13 protein-coding genes and 1 pseudogene are annotated in these 14,759 nt (G+C 75.0%); 8 read left to right on the top strand and 6 right to left on the bottom strand.

Going from position 1 to position 14,759, the window contains the following annotated elements; translation table 11 throughout:
* Window positions 1-723 precede the first annotated feature (723 nt).
* Window positions 724-1,302: an RNA polymerase sigma factor gene (locus ACZ514_RS04325; protein ID WP_388940328.1), complete on the bottom strand. Its 579-nt coding sequence runs from the start codon at window positions 1,300-1,302 to the stop codon at window positions 724-726.
* A 453-nt stretch (window positions 1,303-1,755) separates the two neighbouring features.
* Here ACZ514_RS04325 and ACZ514_RS04320 point away from each other — a divergent pair, with 453 nt between their 5' ends.
* Window positions 1,756-2,187, top strand: a complete 432-nt coding sequence (locus ACZ514_RS04320) for a VOC family protein (RefSeq protein ID WP_468162314.1) — start codon at window positions 1,756-1,758, stop codon at window positions 2,185-2,187.
* 24 nt (window positions 2,188-2,211) lie between these two features.
* On the opposite strand, the gene ACZ514_RS04315 is transcribed toward ACZ514_RS04320, so the two are convergent.
* Window positions 2,212-2,844 carry an NADPH-dependent FMN reductase gene (locus ACZ514_RS04315; RefSeq protein WP_468163302.1) on the bottom strand — a complete coding sequence of 211 codons (633 nt, stop codon included), beginning with the start codon at window positions 2,842-2,844 and terminating at the stop codon, window positions 2,212-2,214.
* A gap of 306 nt (window positions 2,845-3,150) precedes the next feature.
* Here ACZ514_RS04315 and ACZ514_RS04310 point away from each other — a divergent pair, with 306 nt between their 5' ends.
* On the top strand, window positions 3,151-4,020 hold the full coding sequence (locus ACZ514_RS04310) for a polysaccharide deacetylase family protein (RefSeq protein ID WP_468162316.1): 870 nt from the start codon (window positions 3,151-3,153) through the stop codon (window positions 4,018-4,020).
* Here ACZ514_RS04310 and ACZ514_RS04305 read toward each other — a convergent pair.
* A complete protein-coding gene (locus ACZ514_RS04305) occupies window positions 4,007-4,876 on the bottom strand; it encodes a hypothetical protein (protein ID WP_468162318.1) in 870 nt (289 codons plus the stop codon). The genes ACZ514_RS04310 and ACZ514_RS04305 overlap by 14 nt on opposite strands.
* A gap of 515 nt (window positions 4,877-5,391) precedes the next feature.
* Here ACZ514_RS04305 and ACZ514_RS04300 point away from each other — a divergent pair.
* The 3 genes from ACZ514_RS04300 to ACZ514_RS04290 all read left to right on the top strand — a co-directional run bounded on the left by ACZ514_RS04300 (window position 5,392) and on the right by ACZ514_RS04290 (window position 8,601).
* Window positions 5,392-6,498, top strand: a complete 1,107-nt coding sequence (locus ACZ514_RS04300; RefSeq protein WP_468694554.1) for a mechanosensitive ion channel family protein — start codon at window positions 5,392-5,394, stop codon at window positions 6,496-6,498.
* A gap of 245 nt (window positions 6,499-6,743) precedes the next feature.
* Entirely contained in the window at window positions 6,744-7,397 is a 654-nt protein-coding gene (locus ACZ514_RS04295) for a class I SAM-dependent methyltransferase (RefSeq protein WP_468162322.1), read from the top strand.
* 301 nt (window positions 7,398-7,698) lie between these two features.
* Window positions 7,699-8,601: an alpha/beta fold hydrolase gene (locus ACZ514_RS04290; RefSeq protein WP_468162324.1), complete on the top strand. Its 903-nt coding sequence runs from the start codon at window positions 7,699-7,701 to the stop codon at window positions 8,599-8,601.
* Between the two features lie 83 nt (window positions 8,602-8,684).
* Here ACZ514_RS04290 and ACZ514_RS04285 read toward each other — a convergent pair whose 3' ends face one another.
* Window positions 8,685-9,731 (bottom strand): cation diffusion facilitator family transporter, encoded by a 1,047-nt coding sequence (locus ACZ514_RS04285; protein ID WP_469124068.1) that lies wholly within the window; start codon window positions 9,729-9,731, stop codon window positions 8,685-8,687.
* Between the two features lie 734 nt (window positions 9,732-10,465).
* Complete coding sequence (locus ACZ514_RS04280) at window positions 10,466-11,017, bottom strand: hypothetical protein (RefSeq protein ID WP_468162329.1); 552 nt, start codon at window positions 11,015-11,017, stop codon at window positions 10,466-10,468.
* A gap of 200 nt (window positions 11,018-11,217) precedes the next feature.
* On the opposite strand from ACZ514_RS04280, the gene ACZ514_RS04275 reads away from it, so the two are divergent.
* Window positions 11,218-11,889, top strand: coding sequence for a hypothetical protein (locus ACZ514_RS04275; RefSeq protein WP_469124067.1), 672 nt, complete (start codon window positions 11,218-11,220; stop codon window positions 11,887-11,889).
* A 134-nt stretch (window positions 11,890-12,023) separates the two neighbouring features.
* Window positions 12,024-13,649 (top strand): alpha/beta hydrolase, encoded by a 1,626-nt coding sequence (locus ACZ514_RS04270; protein WP_468162333.1) that lies wholly within the window; start codon window positions 12,024-12,026, stop codon window positions 13,647-13,649.
* Here the strand turns inward: ACZ514_RS04270 and ACZ514_RS04265 are convergent.
* Window positions 13,577-13,827: pseudogene (locus ACZ514_RS04265) on the bottom strand (SDR family oxidoreductase); the annotation flags it as partial. The gene ACZ514_RS04270 and the pseudogene ACZ514_RS04265 overlap by 73 nt on opposite strands.
* Before the next feature lie 126 nt (window positions 13,828-13,953).
* On the opposite strand from ACZ514_RS04265, the gene ACZ514_RS04260 reads away from it, so the two are divergent.
* Complete coding sequence (locus ACZ514_RS04260; RefSeq protein WP_468474639.1) at window positions 13,954-14,388, top strand: CBS domain-containing protein; 435 nt, start codon at window positions 13,954-13,956, stop codon at window positions 14,386-14,388.
* Window positions 14,389-14,759: the final 371 nt, after the last annotated feature.

Genomic DNA, 14,759 nt, shown 5'->3' with positions numbered 1-14,759 from the left:
GGCGCTCAGCCACGGCCTGGCGCAGCCGTGCGGGCAGCCGGTAGGGCGGCCGCACGGCCCGGCCGGGAACCCGGGAGAGGGAGCTGAGGTCCTGGGTGGTGATGGGCGGGGAGGTCCAGATCACGGAGGCGGTGAGGGCCTCTTCGAGGTCCCCCGGGATCAGCGGCAGGTGGGGCAGGTGCTCCTCGGCGGCCAGGATCCGGGCCTGCCGGCTCCAGTGGCGGGCGGTGCGGACCTCCGCCCGGGAGAGGTGGTGGAGGTAGAGGCACTGCGCGGCGGTACGGGAGCCCGCGCCGGCCGCGTACTGGAACCAGAAGCGGGCGCCCTCCGTGCGCTCCGCCAGGTGGAGGAGGGAGCCGAACAGCAGGGCCGAGTCCACGCCGTGGGGCCAGGACTCGGCGTGCAGGGCGCGTTCCGCGAAGTCCCGGCTCTCCACGAGGGACCAGGTGACGTCGTCCAGGACGCGGGCCGCCCGCACGTGACAGGCGGCGTCCAGGACGAGGGCGTCGTGGTCGGCGGCCGTGGCCGGACACCGGAGGGGAAGGTCCGGGCCGGTGGCGCTGCCGATCGCGGAGCGGGCGCGGTCGGCGACGATCCGGCGGGCGATCCGGCGCCGGGCGGCGCCCTCGTCGTAGCCGGCGTACTCCTCCGCGAGCACCGAGGCGTTCTTCAGGGCCGCGTCCAGTTCGCTCAGCGGCATGTCACGGTCAGCGGGCATGTCGCTCACTGGTCCTTCTCCTCTCCGGGGATCCAGTCCACCCCGAGCTTGCGGGACAGGGTTCGGCGTGCGCCGCGTACGTGTGACCGGACGGTCGCGGGGGAGATCCCCATCATGCGGGCGACCGTCTCGGAGTCGTTGCCCAGCAGGAAGGCCAGCAGCACCACGTCGTACTGTCGCTCGGACAGCTCCGCGATGGCCGCGTACAGGCCGAGCTTGGACTCCAGCAGTTCGAGGCGTTCCCTCGACGAGCGGCGCAGGGCGCAGAACCAGGCGGTCTCCACCATGGCGACCTGGCGGCCGAGGGCCGCCAGCCGGCGTTCGACGTGTTCGCGCAGCACCGCCCAGGCGAAGCCGTGCAGGCTCGCCTCCTTGAGGGCCTGGCGCCACACTTTCAGCAGGAAGGTGAACACGTCGTCGACGACTTCCTGGGCGTCCTTGGCGTTGCCCAGCTGGAGGTGGGCGTAACGCAGGTACGCGCGGTGCTGCTGCGAGTGGAACGCGGTGAACTCCACGGGCAGGACGCCCGCCAGTTCACTGGAGACCGTCTGGTCCCCCGCTGGGTCGAACTCGCCTTCGCTCATGCACTCCCCCACCGTTGCTCGTCGCCGCCCTCCAGGGCGGTGGGTGTCACATCGCTCGAGAAAACACGGACCGTGGTGGTGACTATCAGCGCGAGGGCGACGATCTCGGCAACATTCACTTCGGCGTGGAACCTTCCGACTGGCGGGTGGGGAAGAAGGGCTGCCCGCCCCCGTGCGCGGCAGCCCTGGAGCGACGAGCGCCCTCATCACCACCCCATCGGAAACGGCGTCCGATCGTGCACGCCGGTCGCGGAAAACTTCCGGAAGGGAGGCATCCGCCGTTCTGCACGCCCCCGCGGCACCGGCGCGCGCCCCCTTGTGCGGTGTGCGCCCCGCGCCGGCCGGTCGCGCCGGTGGCTGCGCCTGCGGACCCGGCGGGCCCTCGTGCGGGAGACTCGGTCCCACCGTCCCACCGTCCGGCGGATCCGCCGGCGCTCCCGAGGAGGCGCTCCCGTGAACTGGACGCTCGAAGTCGTCCCGGTACCCGTCACCGACATGGACCGGGCGAAGGAGTTCTACGCCGACGCCGTCGGCTTCGGGGTGGACCTCGACGACGAGGTCGCCCCCGGGGTGCGCGTCATCCAGCTGACCCCGCCCGGGTCCCGGTGTTCGGTCGCGCTGCTCCAGGGGATGCCGCCCGCGCCCGGTACGGCGGTGATGGCGCCGGGCACGCTGCACGGGCTCCAGCTCTGCGTCACCGACATCGAGGCGGCCCGCGCGGAGCTGGTGGCGCGGGGCGTGGACGTCTCCCCGGTGCGCCGCCTCGGGGCGGCGGGGTGGGAGGACGGCAAGGGCGACACCTGGAACTCGTTCCTGACCTTCCGCGACCCGGACGGCAACGGCTGGGTGGTGCAGGAGGCCCCCTCCGAACTGTCGCAGCGCTGAGGGGGGCGCGGTCCGGCGGGCCGCTCAGTCCTGGGCGCGGGCGGTGACCGGCGCGTCGGTGCGGTCACCGAGGAACTCGTACCAGCGGCGCTGCAGGCACAGGTAGCGGGTGTCGGCCTCGGCGAGGTCCAGGAAGGAATCGACCGTCGAGGCCAGGCGCTCGGCCAGTCCCCGGTCGGCGAGCGCGCCGTCCTCGGTGAACTCCTGATGGGCCATCGCCAGGCTGAACATGTCGGGGTAGACCCGCGCCCCGAGGTGTTCCAGGGGGATGCGCAGCGCCCACAGGCCGCGGTTGCCGCCGACCATCGAGGGCGAGGCCGACACCAGCAGCACCTGCTTGTCCTTGAAGGGCTGCGGCCGGACGCGGGAGACCCAGTCGACGGCGTTCTTGACCACGCCCGGGACGGAGGCGTTGTACTCGGGTGAGGCGATCACCAGGGCCTGGGCCGCCTCGATCCGCTCCCGCAGGGCCAGTGCCCCCGGCGGCACCCCCTCGTCGGCCTCGAGGTCGCCGTCGTACAGCGGCATCGGGAAGTCCCCGATCGTGGCGGGTTCGGCGGTGGCCCCGGCCCGTACCACCAGGCTCGCGACGAGGGCCGCCAGCCGCGCGTTGACCGAGCCGGTGCGGGAGGAGCCCGAGAGCACCAGCGCGTGCAGCGAGGCCCTCCCGGTGAGGTCCCCGCCCCGGGGGCGGGCCGGGTCGTGCGGGAAGCGGTCCTGGTCGGTCGGGTTCACGGCTGTCTCCCTTGCCGGTAGGCGCCTGCGGTGACGGCGGCGGCGGTGCCCGCAGCGGACTGTACGGCGCTCCCGGGCGGCGGCGGGCCGGGCGCACCGTGTGCCGGCGGCGCGGCCCGCGGTAATCACCCGGGTGCCCACCACGGCCGCGCGGCTCCCGGCGGGCCGGTCGCGCATAGTCGTGGCAGCGCCGCGCGGGGCGGCGCCGTGTCCGAAGGAGTCACTGTGGTGGATGTGGGACGACGCGCCGCGATGGCGGCGCTGCTGGCGGCGGGGCTCGTTCCCGGCCCCGTCGCCGTGGCGGCCTCCGGTCCCCCGGTACGCGGGGCCGCCGCCACGGCGGGCCCCCGGCCGCCGGCCTCGCTGCTGGGGCGGGAGATCCGCCGGCTGCCGACGTCCGGCAGGGTGATGGCGCTCACCTTCAACGCCGCGTGGGACGAGAGCGGCCTCGACGTGGTCCTGGCCGAGCTGCGGCGCCGGGGGGCGCCGGCCACCTTCTTCCCCACGGGCCTGTTCGCCGGGGCCCGTCCGGCCGCGGTGCGCGCGATGGCCGACGCGGGGCACGGGCTGGGCAACCACTCGCACAGCCACCCCTCCTTCGACGGCCTCGCCACGGCGGAGCGGGAGCGGGAGGTGCTCGCGGCCGACGCGGCGATCCGTACGGCGTCCGGGGCAGAGCCGCTCCCGTTCTTCCGGTTCCCGTACAGCTCCACCACGCCGGAATCCGTCGAGGACGTCAACGGCCTGGGCTACGCGGTGATCGAGTTCACCAACGACACCAACGGCTACCTGGGGCCGGCCGGCGGCATGACGGTGGACAAGGCGGTCAGCAGGGCGGTGGGCTCGTTCGGTCCCGGGGCGATCCTCCAGATGCACGTCGGCAGCAGCGCGGGCGACGGGGTCGTCCTCGACGCGCGGGCGCTGCCCCGGATCATCGACGCGGCCCTGGAGGAGGAGTACGCGATCGTCGACCTGCGGGAGTTCCTCACCGGTTCCCAGCCGACGCGGAACCGCCCGTTCCGGCGGCTGGAGGGCCGCGGGAACGGGCGGTCGGGGTGTTCGCGTCCCTCCGGTCAGGACGGTGTTACCACCAGATGACGACGTAGCCGGATCCGCCGGGCTGTCCCGGGACGCCGGCCGCTCCGGGGGCGAGGCCTCCCGCCCCGCCGTCGCCGCCCTCGCCACCGCGCGGGGGCAGGGCGACGATGCCGTCGGCGGGGAGACCGCCCTGGCCGACCGTCAGGCCCGTGCCGCCGGGAGTACCGGGGGCGCCCGTCCGGTTCACGCCGCCCGTGGAGCACGAGCCGTTGCCGCCCGCACCGCCGGCGCCACCGGAGCCCGGGACGGTCGTACCGCCGTCGCCGCCGCCACCGCCCGCGCCGCCGGAGGCGGTGGCGAGCGTGGTGTTGGTCGTCGTCGCGACGACGGTGGAGTTGCCGCCCGCGCCGCCGTCGCCGCCGTCGCCGCCCGCCGCTCCGCCGCCGGCACCACCGGTGCCGCCGGTTCCCGCGTCGCCGACGTCCACGCCGTAGTCGGCCAGCGGGGTCACGTTGAGGGTGCACCAGGTGAAGCCGCCGGCTCCGCCACCGCCGCCCGCACCGCCCGCGCTGGTGGCGGAGGCCCCGCCACCACCGCCGCCGCCACCGCCGGCGCCCCAGGCCTGGACGAAGACGGTCCGGACGCCCGCCGGAACGGTGAAGGTGTTGTCGGCGGTGAACTGGCGCAGCCCGTGCGGGAACTGGGAGGGCTTCTTCTTGTGGTCGTCCTTGTCGGGGTTCCGCTTCTTGTCCTGGGCCGTGGGGGCGTTGTCGCCCGGCTTCGGACCGTGCGCGGAGGCGGCAGGGGCGAGTGCCACCAGCTGGCCGGTCAGGGCCGCGGTCGCGGCGATGGAGGCGAGGAGCACCCGGGAGCGCGTCCGGGGCCGTCGGGTCACCTTGTGAGCGTTCAGGTTCATGACTTCCTTCCCCGCCGGCGCGAGAGCGCCGCGGGAGTGGGAGGGAACGGTCGCGTGGGCCCCCATGGCCTGTTGGCGGGCCCGGGCGCCTCTCCACGCGCTGCACATATCACCCCTCCCCCACGGCCGCGGCCACCCCGACAGGCCGGAGGTGTGGGCCGGGCAGGTGAGCGGTTCGTCAACCCGGACCAACCCCGCGGCCGACGGCGGGGACTCCCGGCCGGGGGCGACCCGCTCCACCGCCCGCAGGCCGGGCAGCGGCCGGACCTCGCCGGGGCTGCCGGGCGCCCGGCACGGGTCCGTGTGTCCGTGCCCCGCCGACGACCGGAACGCCGGGGTCCGACTGCGGGCGCGGGGGGACCATGCGGCAGGATGACCGTGCGTTCGGAATGCGTACATCCACTCCAACGGCGCCGCGCACGACACGATCTGACAGGTGACAAGGTGACGACACAGCACATACGGCGGCCCGCGGCCGCCCGCTCCCTCGCCCCCCACGGCGCGGAGGCGGGCCGGTGACCCGGGGCCTCGTCCTGCACGACTGGATGGTGGCCGGCATCGCGCTGGCCTCCGGCGGCGTGGCCGGTCTGCTGCTGCGGGCGCTGATGAAGTGGCTCGCCAAGCACGCGAGCCGGACCCGCTGGAGCGGGGACGACGTCATCGTGGACGCGCTGCGCACGATCGTCCCCTGGGCCGCGGTCCTCGCCGGGGCCGCGGTGGCCACGTCGGCGCTGCCGTTCACCGCGCGGGTTTCGGGGCTGGTCAACCAGACCCTGACGGCCGTGCTCATCGTCATCGCCACGCTCAGCGCGGCCCGGGTGGTGGCGGGTCTGGTCCAGTCGGTGGCCGCGGCCCGCACGGGCGTCGCGGCGTCCGCGACGATCTTCGTCAACATCACGAGGATCGTGGTGCTGACGATGGGCGTCCTCGTGGCGCTGGAGACCCTCGGGGTGTCGATCGCCCCGCTGGTCACCGCTCTCGGCGTGGGCGGTCTGGCGGTCGCCCTGGCCTTGCAGGACACCCTGGCCAACCTCTTCGCCGGGGTGCACATCCTCGCCTCGAAGACCGTCCAGCCGGGCGACTACATCCGGCTCACCAGCGGCGAGGAGGGGTACGTCGTCGACATCAACTGGCGCAACAGCGTGGTGCGCAACCTGTCGAACAACCTGGTGATCATCCCCAACGGCCGCCTCGCGCGGACGAACATGACCAACTTCACCCAGCCCGAGCAGAAGCTGTCGATCCTGGTCCAGGCCGGAGTCGGTTACGACAGCGACCTGGAGCACGTCGAGCGGGTGACCCTCGACGTCGTCGACGGCGTGATGGCCGACATCAGCGGCGGGGTCCCCGACCACGAGGCCGCCGTACGCTTCCACACCTTCGGGGACTCCAGGATCAACTTCACGGTGATCCTCGGGGTGGGCGAGTTCAGCGACCAGTACCGGATCAAGCACGAGTTCATCAAACGCCTGCACCAGCGGTACCGGGCGGAGGGCATCTCGATCCCGGCGCCCGCGCACACGGTCTCGCTGCGGCACGACGACGCCGGGGCGCGGCCGTACCCGCCCGTCCCGCACCAGCGGGAGGGCTCGCCCGAGGCGCTGGCGGACCGGCGTCGCTGAGCCGTCCCGTCCGGATGCCGCCCGGCCGGCCCATGCGGTCGGGGGCACGCTGCGGGAGGCCGTGCGCCCTCCCCCGGACCGGTGACCGGCTGCTGTCCGCGGAGCCCCCGGCCCGGCCGGACTCGCACGGGTGCCTGCGGCCATGTGGATGACCCTCTCCTGTTCTCTGCTTCTTGGACGTCCTGTGAGGTTGAGGGACTGGCTGACAAGCAGTGGTGTCGGTGGCTGCTGCGAGGATGTGAGGCATGATCAACACCTCTGAGATCGCCGATTACTGGGATGCCGCAGCTCCGTCGTTCGATGAAGAGCCGGATCACGGTCTGCGGGCCGAACGCACGCACCGTGCGTGGGACCAGTTCCTGCGCAGGTGGGCACCGCCCGGCCCGGCGGACGTCCTCGACATCGGCTGCGGTACGGGTTCGCTTTCGGCGCTGCTCGCTGCGGCCGGTCACCGGGTGACCGGGGTCGACCTGTCCGCGAAAATGGTGGAGCAGGCCCAGGCGAAGCTGACAACCGCCGGTCTCCCGGGGCGCTTTGTCGTGGGAGACGCTGCCGCGCCTCCCACGGGCGACCAGCAGTTCGACCTGGTGCTCGCTCGCCACCTCCTCTGGACCCTCCCGGCCCCCGAGACCGCGCTGCGCGAGTGGGTGGCTCGGCTGCGCCCGGGAGGCACGCTGCTCCTCGTCGAAGGGCGTTGGAGGGAGGCAGGGCAGTCCGGGGCGCCGTATGTCAAGGGTGCCGAAGCGCTCCCCTGGAACGGCGGAGTGCTTCCCGCCGACCTCGCCTCCGCGGTCGAACCGCTGGTGGCATCGGTGCGGGTGGAGGATCTCAGCGACACCCCGGACCTGTGGGGCCGGCCGGTCGATGACATCCGCTACGCCCTGATCGCTCAGGTCTGACGTCCTGGCTCCGTTCTCGGACGCGGCGCGGCATGTCCAGGCAACCGCTGGGCGCGGTGACCGGCGCCGGGCCTCGTCTCGCTTGTACGCGGTGACCGGCTCCACCTCGCGTCCGCGCGCGTGGACCCTCCTGGAGGGAGCGTGGGCAGGTCGCGACGTGGGTCCACTTCGTCGTGGACCGCACCGCGAGCGAGCCGGGGCGCGCCGCGGGCCGTACGGCGGACGCGTCCGGCCGTGTGAGGCCTTCCGCGCCGTCCCCGCCGGTATGTTCGGCGTCCTTCCCCCGCGACGAGGAGGCGGCGTGACGGTGCGCGAAGAGAAGGCCCTGAACGTGGGACCGGCGGGCATCGAGGTGGCCTACGAACGCTGGGGGGACGCGCAGGCCCCGCCCGTGCTGCTCGTCATGGGCCTCGCCCTCCAGATGCACGGCTGGCCCGACGGATTCTGCGCGGAACTGGCCGGGCGCGGCGTCCAGCTGGTCCGGTTCGACAACCGCGACGTGGGGCTCTCCTCCCACTTCCGGGACGCGCCGGTGCCCGATGTGCCGGCGGCGCTCGCGGGCGACCTCTCGTCGGTGTCGTACTCCCTGTCCGACATGGCGGCCGACGCGGTGGGCCTGCTGGACGCGCTGGGGCTGGACGGCGCCCACGTGGTCGGCCTGTCGCTGGGCGGGGCGATCGCCCAGACGATGGCGATCGAACACCCCGGAAGGGTCCGGTCGCTGACGTCCATGATGTCCACGACCGGCGGCCCGGGGGTCGGCCTGCCGGACCCCGCGGCGCTGAGCGCGCTGGCGGGGCCGCCGCCGAGGAGCCGCGAGGACGTCGTCGAGCGGATGGTCCACTCGGTACGGGTGCTGGGCTCGCCGGGGTTCGCCTTCGACGAGGCCGGGGTCCGCGAGCGGGCCGGCCGGGCCTTCGACCGGTCGTACGACCCGCTCGGCGTCGCCCGCCAGGCGCTGGCCTCGGTGGCGTCGGGCGACCGTACGGCGCGGCTGCGGTCGCTGCGGCTGCCCACGCTGGTGATCCACGGGGCCGACGATCCGATGTGCCACGTCAGCGGCGGCCGGGCCACCGCGGAGGCCGTGCCGGGCGCCGAGCTCGCGGTCTTCGACGGCATGGGCCACGACCTGCCGCGGGCCCTGTGGCCGGAGATCGCCGCGCTGATCGCGGGCCTGGTCCACCGCGCGGAGGCGGCCCGCTGAGCCACCGCGGGCCGCAGGGCCGGTGGGGCCGCGGCCCCGGCACCGCCGCCCGGTCTGGGCGCGGCGTCGGCGGCCGGGCGGTCTCAGGCCGCCAGGTGGCTCCCGGGCGCCGGGTGGTCGGTGTGGACGGTCGCGGCCGTCATCCTGGGCACGGCCCGGATCAGGGCGTGCTCGGCGGCGAGCGCCAGTTCGTGCGCCTGCACGACGGTCAGGTGGGGGCCGACCACGATGTCGGCTTCGGCGCGCAGGGTGTGACCGATCCACCGCATGCGCAGCTGACCGACGCCGAGGACGCCGGGGACCTCCCGCAGGGCGTGCTCGGCGGTGTCCACGAGGGCGGGGTCGACGCAGTCCATCAGCCGGTGGCAGACCTCGCGGGCGGCGTCCTTGAGGACCAGCAGGATGGCGAGGGTGATCAGCAGGCCGACGACGGGGTCGGCGGCCCGCAGGCCGGCGGCCGCGCCGGCGGCACCCAGCAGGACGGCCAGCGAGGTGAACCCGTCGGTGCGGGCGTGCAGGCCGTCGGCGACCAGCGCGGCGGACCCGATCCGCCGGCCGGTGCGGATGCGCAGGCGGGCCACCCATTCGTTGCCGGCGAAGCCGGTCAGTGCGGCCGCGCAGACCGCCCACAGGTGGGTGACCTCCCGGGGGTGGAGGAGCCGGTCGACGGCCGTCCAGGCGGCGAGGGCGGCGGACGCGGCGACGGCCAGCACGATGAGCACGCCCGCCAGGTCCTCGGCGCGGCCGTAGCCGTAGGTGTAGCGGCGGTTGGGCGCGCGGCGGCCGAGGACGAAGGCGATGCCCAGCGGTACGGACGTCAGCGCGTCGGCGGTGTTGTGGACCGTGTCGCCGAGCAGCGCGACCGACCCGGACAGGGCGACGATGACGGCCTGGGCGGCGGCGGTCGCCCCCAGCACCGCGAGGGAGATCCACAGCGTGCGCATGCCCTCGCGGGAGGTCTCCATGGCCGCGTCGACCTTGTCGCCGGAGTCGTGGCGGTGCGGGGTGAGCAGGTGCCGCACCCGGCGCCACCCGCCCTGAGGATGAGGATGAGGGTGGTGGGGGTGGGGGTGGGGGTGGTCGTGCCGGTGTGTGGAGGTGCTGCGGCCGCTGCCCCGGTTGCCGTCCATGGGGCCTACGTTGGCACAGGGAACCCGTTGCGGCTACAGCCGTCGTACGGGCCGTGACCAGGTGCGACGGGCTCGCAGCTGCGCACCCTGCCGAGGTGGGGGCGGTACCGCCCCCGGCCGCTCCGCCGTGGGGGGGTCCGGCGCAAGCGGCCCGTGAGAGGGGCTGGTGAGACCCGGGGACCCGCTCGTCGCGAACGGGCGGTCCGAGTCGACGGCCTGGACGGCCGCCGTGCTCGGACCGCCGCTCGGCGGGGCCGCGACGGGGTGGCCCGGGCCGGCGGTGACCGTGACGGCCAACGCCGTGAGCCTCCTCCTCTCCGCCTTGGGGTTCCGCGCGATCGGCGGGACGGAGCCGCACCCGGAGCACGCGAGGCCGCAGTCACGGCCGCGCGCCGGTTGACCTGCTCGCGGGGTGGCACCACACCGTGGCCGTCGCCACCCCGCTCACCGCCTCCGCCCTCCCGGCGCAGGCCGCCGGCGGCCCGTGCCCCCGGGCTCGTGCTGGTCATGGCCGCCGAGTTCGGGCTGATCACCCGCAACGGACCCCGGCGGACGGGATCGTCCGCACCCTGTCCGCGTGATCGGTCACCGGCGGGGCCGTCATCGCCGCGCTGACCGCACTGGGGGCCCGCCGGCCGGCCTGGTCGTCCCGACGAGGCCGTTCCTGCTCCCCCGGCAGCCGCACGCGGGGCGGCCGTGACGGGAGGGCGCGCGCGGCGGGGGGCGGCGGGGCCTCAGAAGACGGCCGTGAGGAACCCGACGAGGAGGGCGGCCGCCAGGCCCAGCACGACCACGGCCACCATCGCGGCCAGCGCCGCGAGGACGAACCCGCCCCCGTCCACCCGTTCGCCGCGGCGGGCGCAGGCGGACAGCCAGGCCGCCAGGGCGAGGAAGGGGACGAGGAGCAGACCGGTCGCGACGCCCAGGTTGCCGACGGCGAAGCCGGACAGTTCGTACGCCTTCCCGCGCGCGGTCCGCACCGGCACCCGGGTGCCGGGCCGGTAGGTGTCGGCGGCCGTCTCCAGCAGGATCTCCTCCTGCGGTCCGGCTCCCCCGCGGCCCGGGGCGTAACGGCCCTTGCACTGGGTGCCGGCGGCGTAGCCCTCCACGTCGGTGGCCTCGTAGCACTCGGCGACGGTCAGGACGCCGTCCACCGGTCCGAAGCCGAGTACGGCCGCCAGCTGAGGCCCGGGCAGGAGCCAGACCAGCCAGGCGGCGAAGACGAGGGTCGCCGCCGATCCGAACGCGGCCGCTCCCCTGGCCGCCTTGCGCGCACCGTCCCGCACTCCGTGCACCCCCCTCCCCCGTGGGCCCATACCCCCGGCGGGGGGTACCTCATGCGGGCCGCCCGCAAGTAGCCACCGTCCGCCATCCGCCATATGGGGTGCCGACGCCCGCGCGGGGTCCCGCGCGGCTCCTAGGATGAGGCCCGCCGCGGCCCCGGGAGCGCGCCGCGGTACGGCTACGCGGGCAGGGAGTTGTGGGAATGAAGCGGTTGCGGGTAATGGTGGCGGTCGGAGTCCTGGCGCTGGCCCCGGCGGGAGCGGGCACGGCCCAGGCGGACCCGTCGGCCCGGGCCTCCGGCGGGGCGGACTGCCCGGCCGCCGAGATCTTCGCCACCGACAACACCGCCGTCATCACCGATCCGGACGACCCCCGGCTGCGGACGCGGCTGCGGCGCTTCGACCACGAGGTGCGGGAGATCATCCGCTCCCACGGGGCGCGGCCGGAGTCCTCGACCCTGCTGGACGGCGTGTTCTGGTCCGAGAAGGAGCAGCAGACCACCTACGAGCGTTCGCGGGAGTTCGACGTCGAACAGGTCAACGCGGACGGACTGCACCACATCGCCGATGTCATCCGCAAGCAGTACCGGCAGGAGTCGGTGCTGACGTTCCGCTGCCTGCCGCGCACCTCGCCGGAGACGGACGCCGTCGAGATCCGGGCCGAGGGCGTCAGCGCCACCCGGCTGCACGACGCGCTGATGGCCGACCCCGTGGCGCGCGTGCGGCTCGGCGGCGGCTCGGTGGCCCTCGACGGGCGGCTGATCCTCATCGCGCCGATCGCCGACCTGCCGCTCGCCCGGACGTTCACGGCCGGCCTCGGGGTCGACTGGAAGGCCGCCGAGGTCCGCTACGGGGACGAGGAGTTCGTCGCGTAGACCGCGCGCCGTCCGGTCCGCCGGGGGTGGCACCAGCACCACCGCCGATACGGGTGGCGGGGTGATCGCCGCGGGCGCGGCGGTCGCGGAGGATCGACACGACCGATCACCGCGACGGGGGAGAGACCACCCGGATGGACCTGTTGAAGAAGACCGCGCGCCGGGCCGCTGCCGCCGCCTGCGGGCTGCTCGCCGTGGCGGCGCTGCCCGTGCTCCCCGCGGACGCCGCGAGCGCGGCGAACACGGCGGGGGCGAACCCGGTCCCCGGCCGCTACGGCGGCCAGCGCCTCGACTGGCGGCCCTGCGACTCCGGGCCGCTGGAGTGCGCCTCGATGGTGGTGCCGCGCGACTGGTACCACCCCGGCAGGGGACCCGACCTCACCGTGGCGGTGTCCCGGCACCGCTCCACGGACCCGGCCGCCCGGCGGGGCGTCCTGATGATGGCGGCCGGCGGCCCGGGGGCCTCCGGGCTGGGGCGGCCGGCGGGCCTGGCCTCGTACGCGCCGAAGCTGGCGGCCGCGTACGACATCGTGAGCTTCGACCAGCGCGGTGTCGGGGCGAGCACGAACGTGGTCTGCTCCGACCAGGCCACGGTCGACGCCCTGTTCGCCGGCGGCGATCTGCGCGACCGCTCGGAGGAGGCCGTACGCGGCACGGTGGAGCGGGCCCGGGGCTTCGTACGCGACTGCCGGCGCAACTCGGGCGGCCTGCTGCCCTACATCACCACCGACCAGGCCGTGCACGACATGGATCTGTACCGGGCGCTGCTCGGCGAACGGCGGGTGTCGTACTACGGCCCGTCCTACGCCACCTACCTGGGCGCCCGGTACGCGACCCGCTTCCCGGACCGGGTGGAGCGGGCGGTGCTCGACAGCAGCATCGACTCCGGCGGCAGCTGGCAGGAGTTCATGACCGGGCAGCCGATGAGCTTCCAGCGCCGCTTCGAGCAGGACTTCCTGCCGTGGCTGGCCGCGAACGACGCCACCTATCACCGGGGCAGGACCCCGGAGGAGGCCAAGGCGTCCTACGAGCGGCTGCGCGCCTCGCTGCGCGAGCGCCCGGTGGACCTGGAGGGGACCAGGATCCTGCCCGACCACCTGGACGCGGCGGCGACCGGCAGCGTCTACAGCGGTGACCACTTCCCGGACCTGGCGGCGCTCCTCGGCGTCCTGGAGGACCCGGCGGGCGCGCCGGCGGCCGTCCGCCGGGCCATCGCCCAGAAGCTGAAGCACCCCATGCAGGCCGCGTTCGCCGCGGACTTCTTCTCCGTGGTCTGTCAGGACACCCCCTGGAACCGGGACAGCGCCTACTGGGTGCGCAGGAGCGGGGCGGACGCCCGCGACCACCCCCTGGCCGGGGCGCGGGAGCTGGCCTTCGCCTCGGTCTGCGCGGCGTGGCCGCGCTCCCGGGCTCCGCGCGTCGAGGTGACCGGCAGCGGGCTGCCGCCGGTCCTGATGCTCAACTCGAGGCACGATCCGGCGACCCATTACGAGGGGGCCGTGCGGGCCCACGCGCGGCTGGCGGGATCGCGTCTGATCACCGTCGGCGGCGGTGACCACGGCACCTACCAGGCGAGGAACGCCTGCGTGGACGGCTACGTCGAGGGCTTCCTGCTCGGGGGCCGGCTGCCGGAGGCGGACGCCGAATGCGCGGGGAAACCGCTGCCGGTTCCGGCCGGGCGGGGTGCTCAGGCGGAGGAGCCGCTGCCCACGACGAGGTCGGTCCCGACGACCGGGCCGGCCGCGGACGGGGCGAGGTAGAGCGCGGCCACGTCCCCGGCTCCCGCGACCCGGCCGAGCGGGTTCCGCGACCCGACCCGCCCGGCCCGGTCGGCCTCCGTCCCGCCGGGCAGCGGGCGCATCGGCGCCGCGCCGGCCCGGGGCTGACCGCGTTGCCGCGTACCCCCTCGTGGACGTGGTCGAGGGCGGCGGCGCGGAACCCCGTGCGGTGCGGACGCGGGGATGCCCGGCGCGCCGCGCCGCTCCATCCGTGTTGTCCTCGTAGGGGAGGGCAGGGGAGGGCAGGAAGGGTTTCGGAACGTACTCGGAGGACCGAGGAGGAACCATGGACAGGAACCTGCGGGCCCGCGACATCATGACCCAGGGCGTGCAGTGCATCCGCGAGGACCAGTCCCTGCAGGACGCGGCGCGCATGATGCGCGAGCTGAACGTCGGATGCCTGCCGATCTGCGGAGACGACCAGCGTCTCCAGGGCCTGATCACCGACCGCGACATCGTCGTCAAGTGCTGCGCCGACGGCAAGGACCCGGCGAGCATGCGGGCCGGGGAACTCGCCGGCAACCTGCACTGGATCGACGCCGACAGCAACGCGCAGGAGGCGCTGGACACCATGGAGGTCCACCAGATCAAGCGGTTGCCGGTCATCGACGTGGAGGGCGGCCACCGCCTGGTGGGCATGATCACCGAGGCCAATCTGGCGAAGAACCTCTCCGACGCGGACATCGCGGAGTTCGCCATCCGCGTGTACGCCGCCAACTGAGCGCGGCGATCCGCCCGCCGTCGGCCGTGACCACCGGGCCGCCGGCTCGTTGAAGGGGCGGTCAGCGAAGTGCGCAGAGCGCCGGCCGGGCACTTCCAGTCCGGCCGGCGCCTTGTGTCCTCGGGCCCGGGAACGCGCGGAGCCGGCCGGCGGAGCCGCCGGCCGCGGTTCCGTCCGCCGTCGTCCGGGATCCTGGAGAGCGCCGAGTTGCGCACCCGCGGAATCCCGCTGACGCCCCTCACCGCCGCCCTGGCCTGCGGGCTGGTCGCCCCGGCCGCGGCCGGCGGCGAACCGGCCGACGCTCCCCCGCCGCCGCGCGGCGTCACCCCCACTCGGCCGGAGCCGCCGTCCTCGCGGACGCCCGGACCCCC

The sequence above is a fragment of the Streptomyces sp. NPDC034086 genome (genome assembly GCF_055575515.1).
This window is presented reverse-complemented; position numbering and strand designations above follow the sequence as displayed.

Bases quoted from the DNA above. Each gene is read 5' to 3' on its own strand.
- ACZ514_RS04325 (WP_388940328.1), bottom strand. From the start codon at position 1,302: ATGAGCGAAGGCGAGTTCGACCCAGCGGGGGACCAGACGGTCTCCAGT.
- ACZ514_RS04305 (WP_468162318.1), bottom strand. From the start codon at position 4,876: ATGAACCTGAACGCTCACAAGGTGACCCGACGGCCCCGGACGCGCTCC.
- ACZ514_RS04295 (WP_468162322.1), top strand. From the start codon at position 6,744: ATGATCAACACCTCTGAGATCGCCGATTACTGGGATGCCGCAGCTCCG.
- ACZ514_RS04285 (WP_469124068.1), bottom strand. From the start codon at position 9,731: ATGGACGGCAACCGGGGCAGCGGCCGCAGCACCTCCACACACCGGCAC.
- ACZ514_RS04275 (WP_469124067.1), top strand. From the start codon at position 11,218: ATGAAGCGGTTGCGGGTAATGGTGGCGGTCGGAGTCCTGGCGCTGGCC.
- ACZ514_RS04270 (WP_468162333.1), top strand. From the start codon at position 12,024: ATGGACCTGTTGAAGAAGACCGCGCGCCGGGCCGCTGCCGCCGCCTGC.
- ACZ514_RS04260 (WP_468474639.1), top strand. From the start codon at position 13,954: ATGGACAGGAACCTGCGGGCCCGCGACATCATGACCCAGGGCGTGCAG.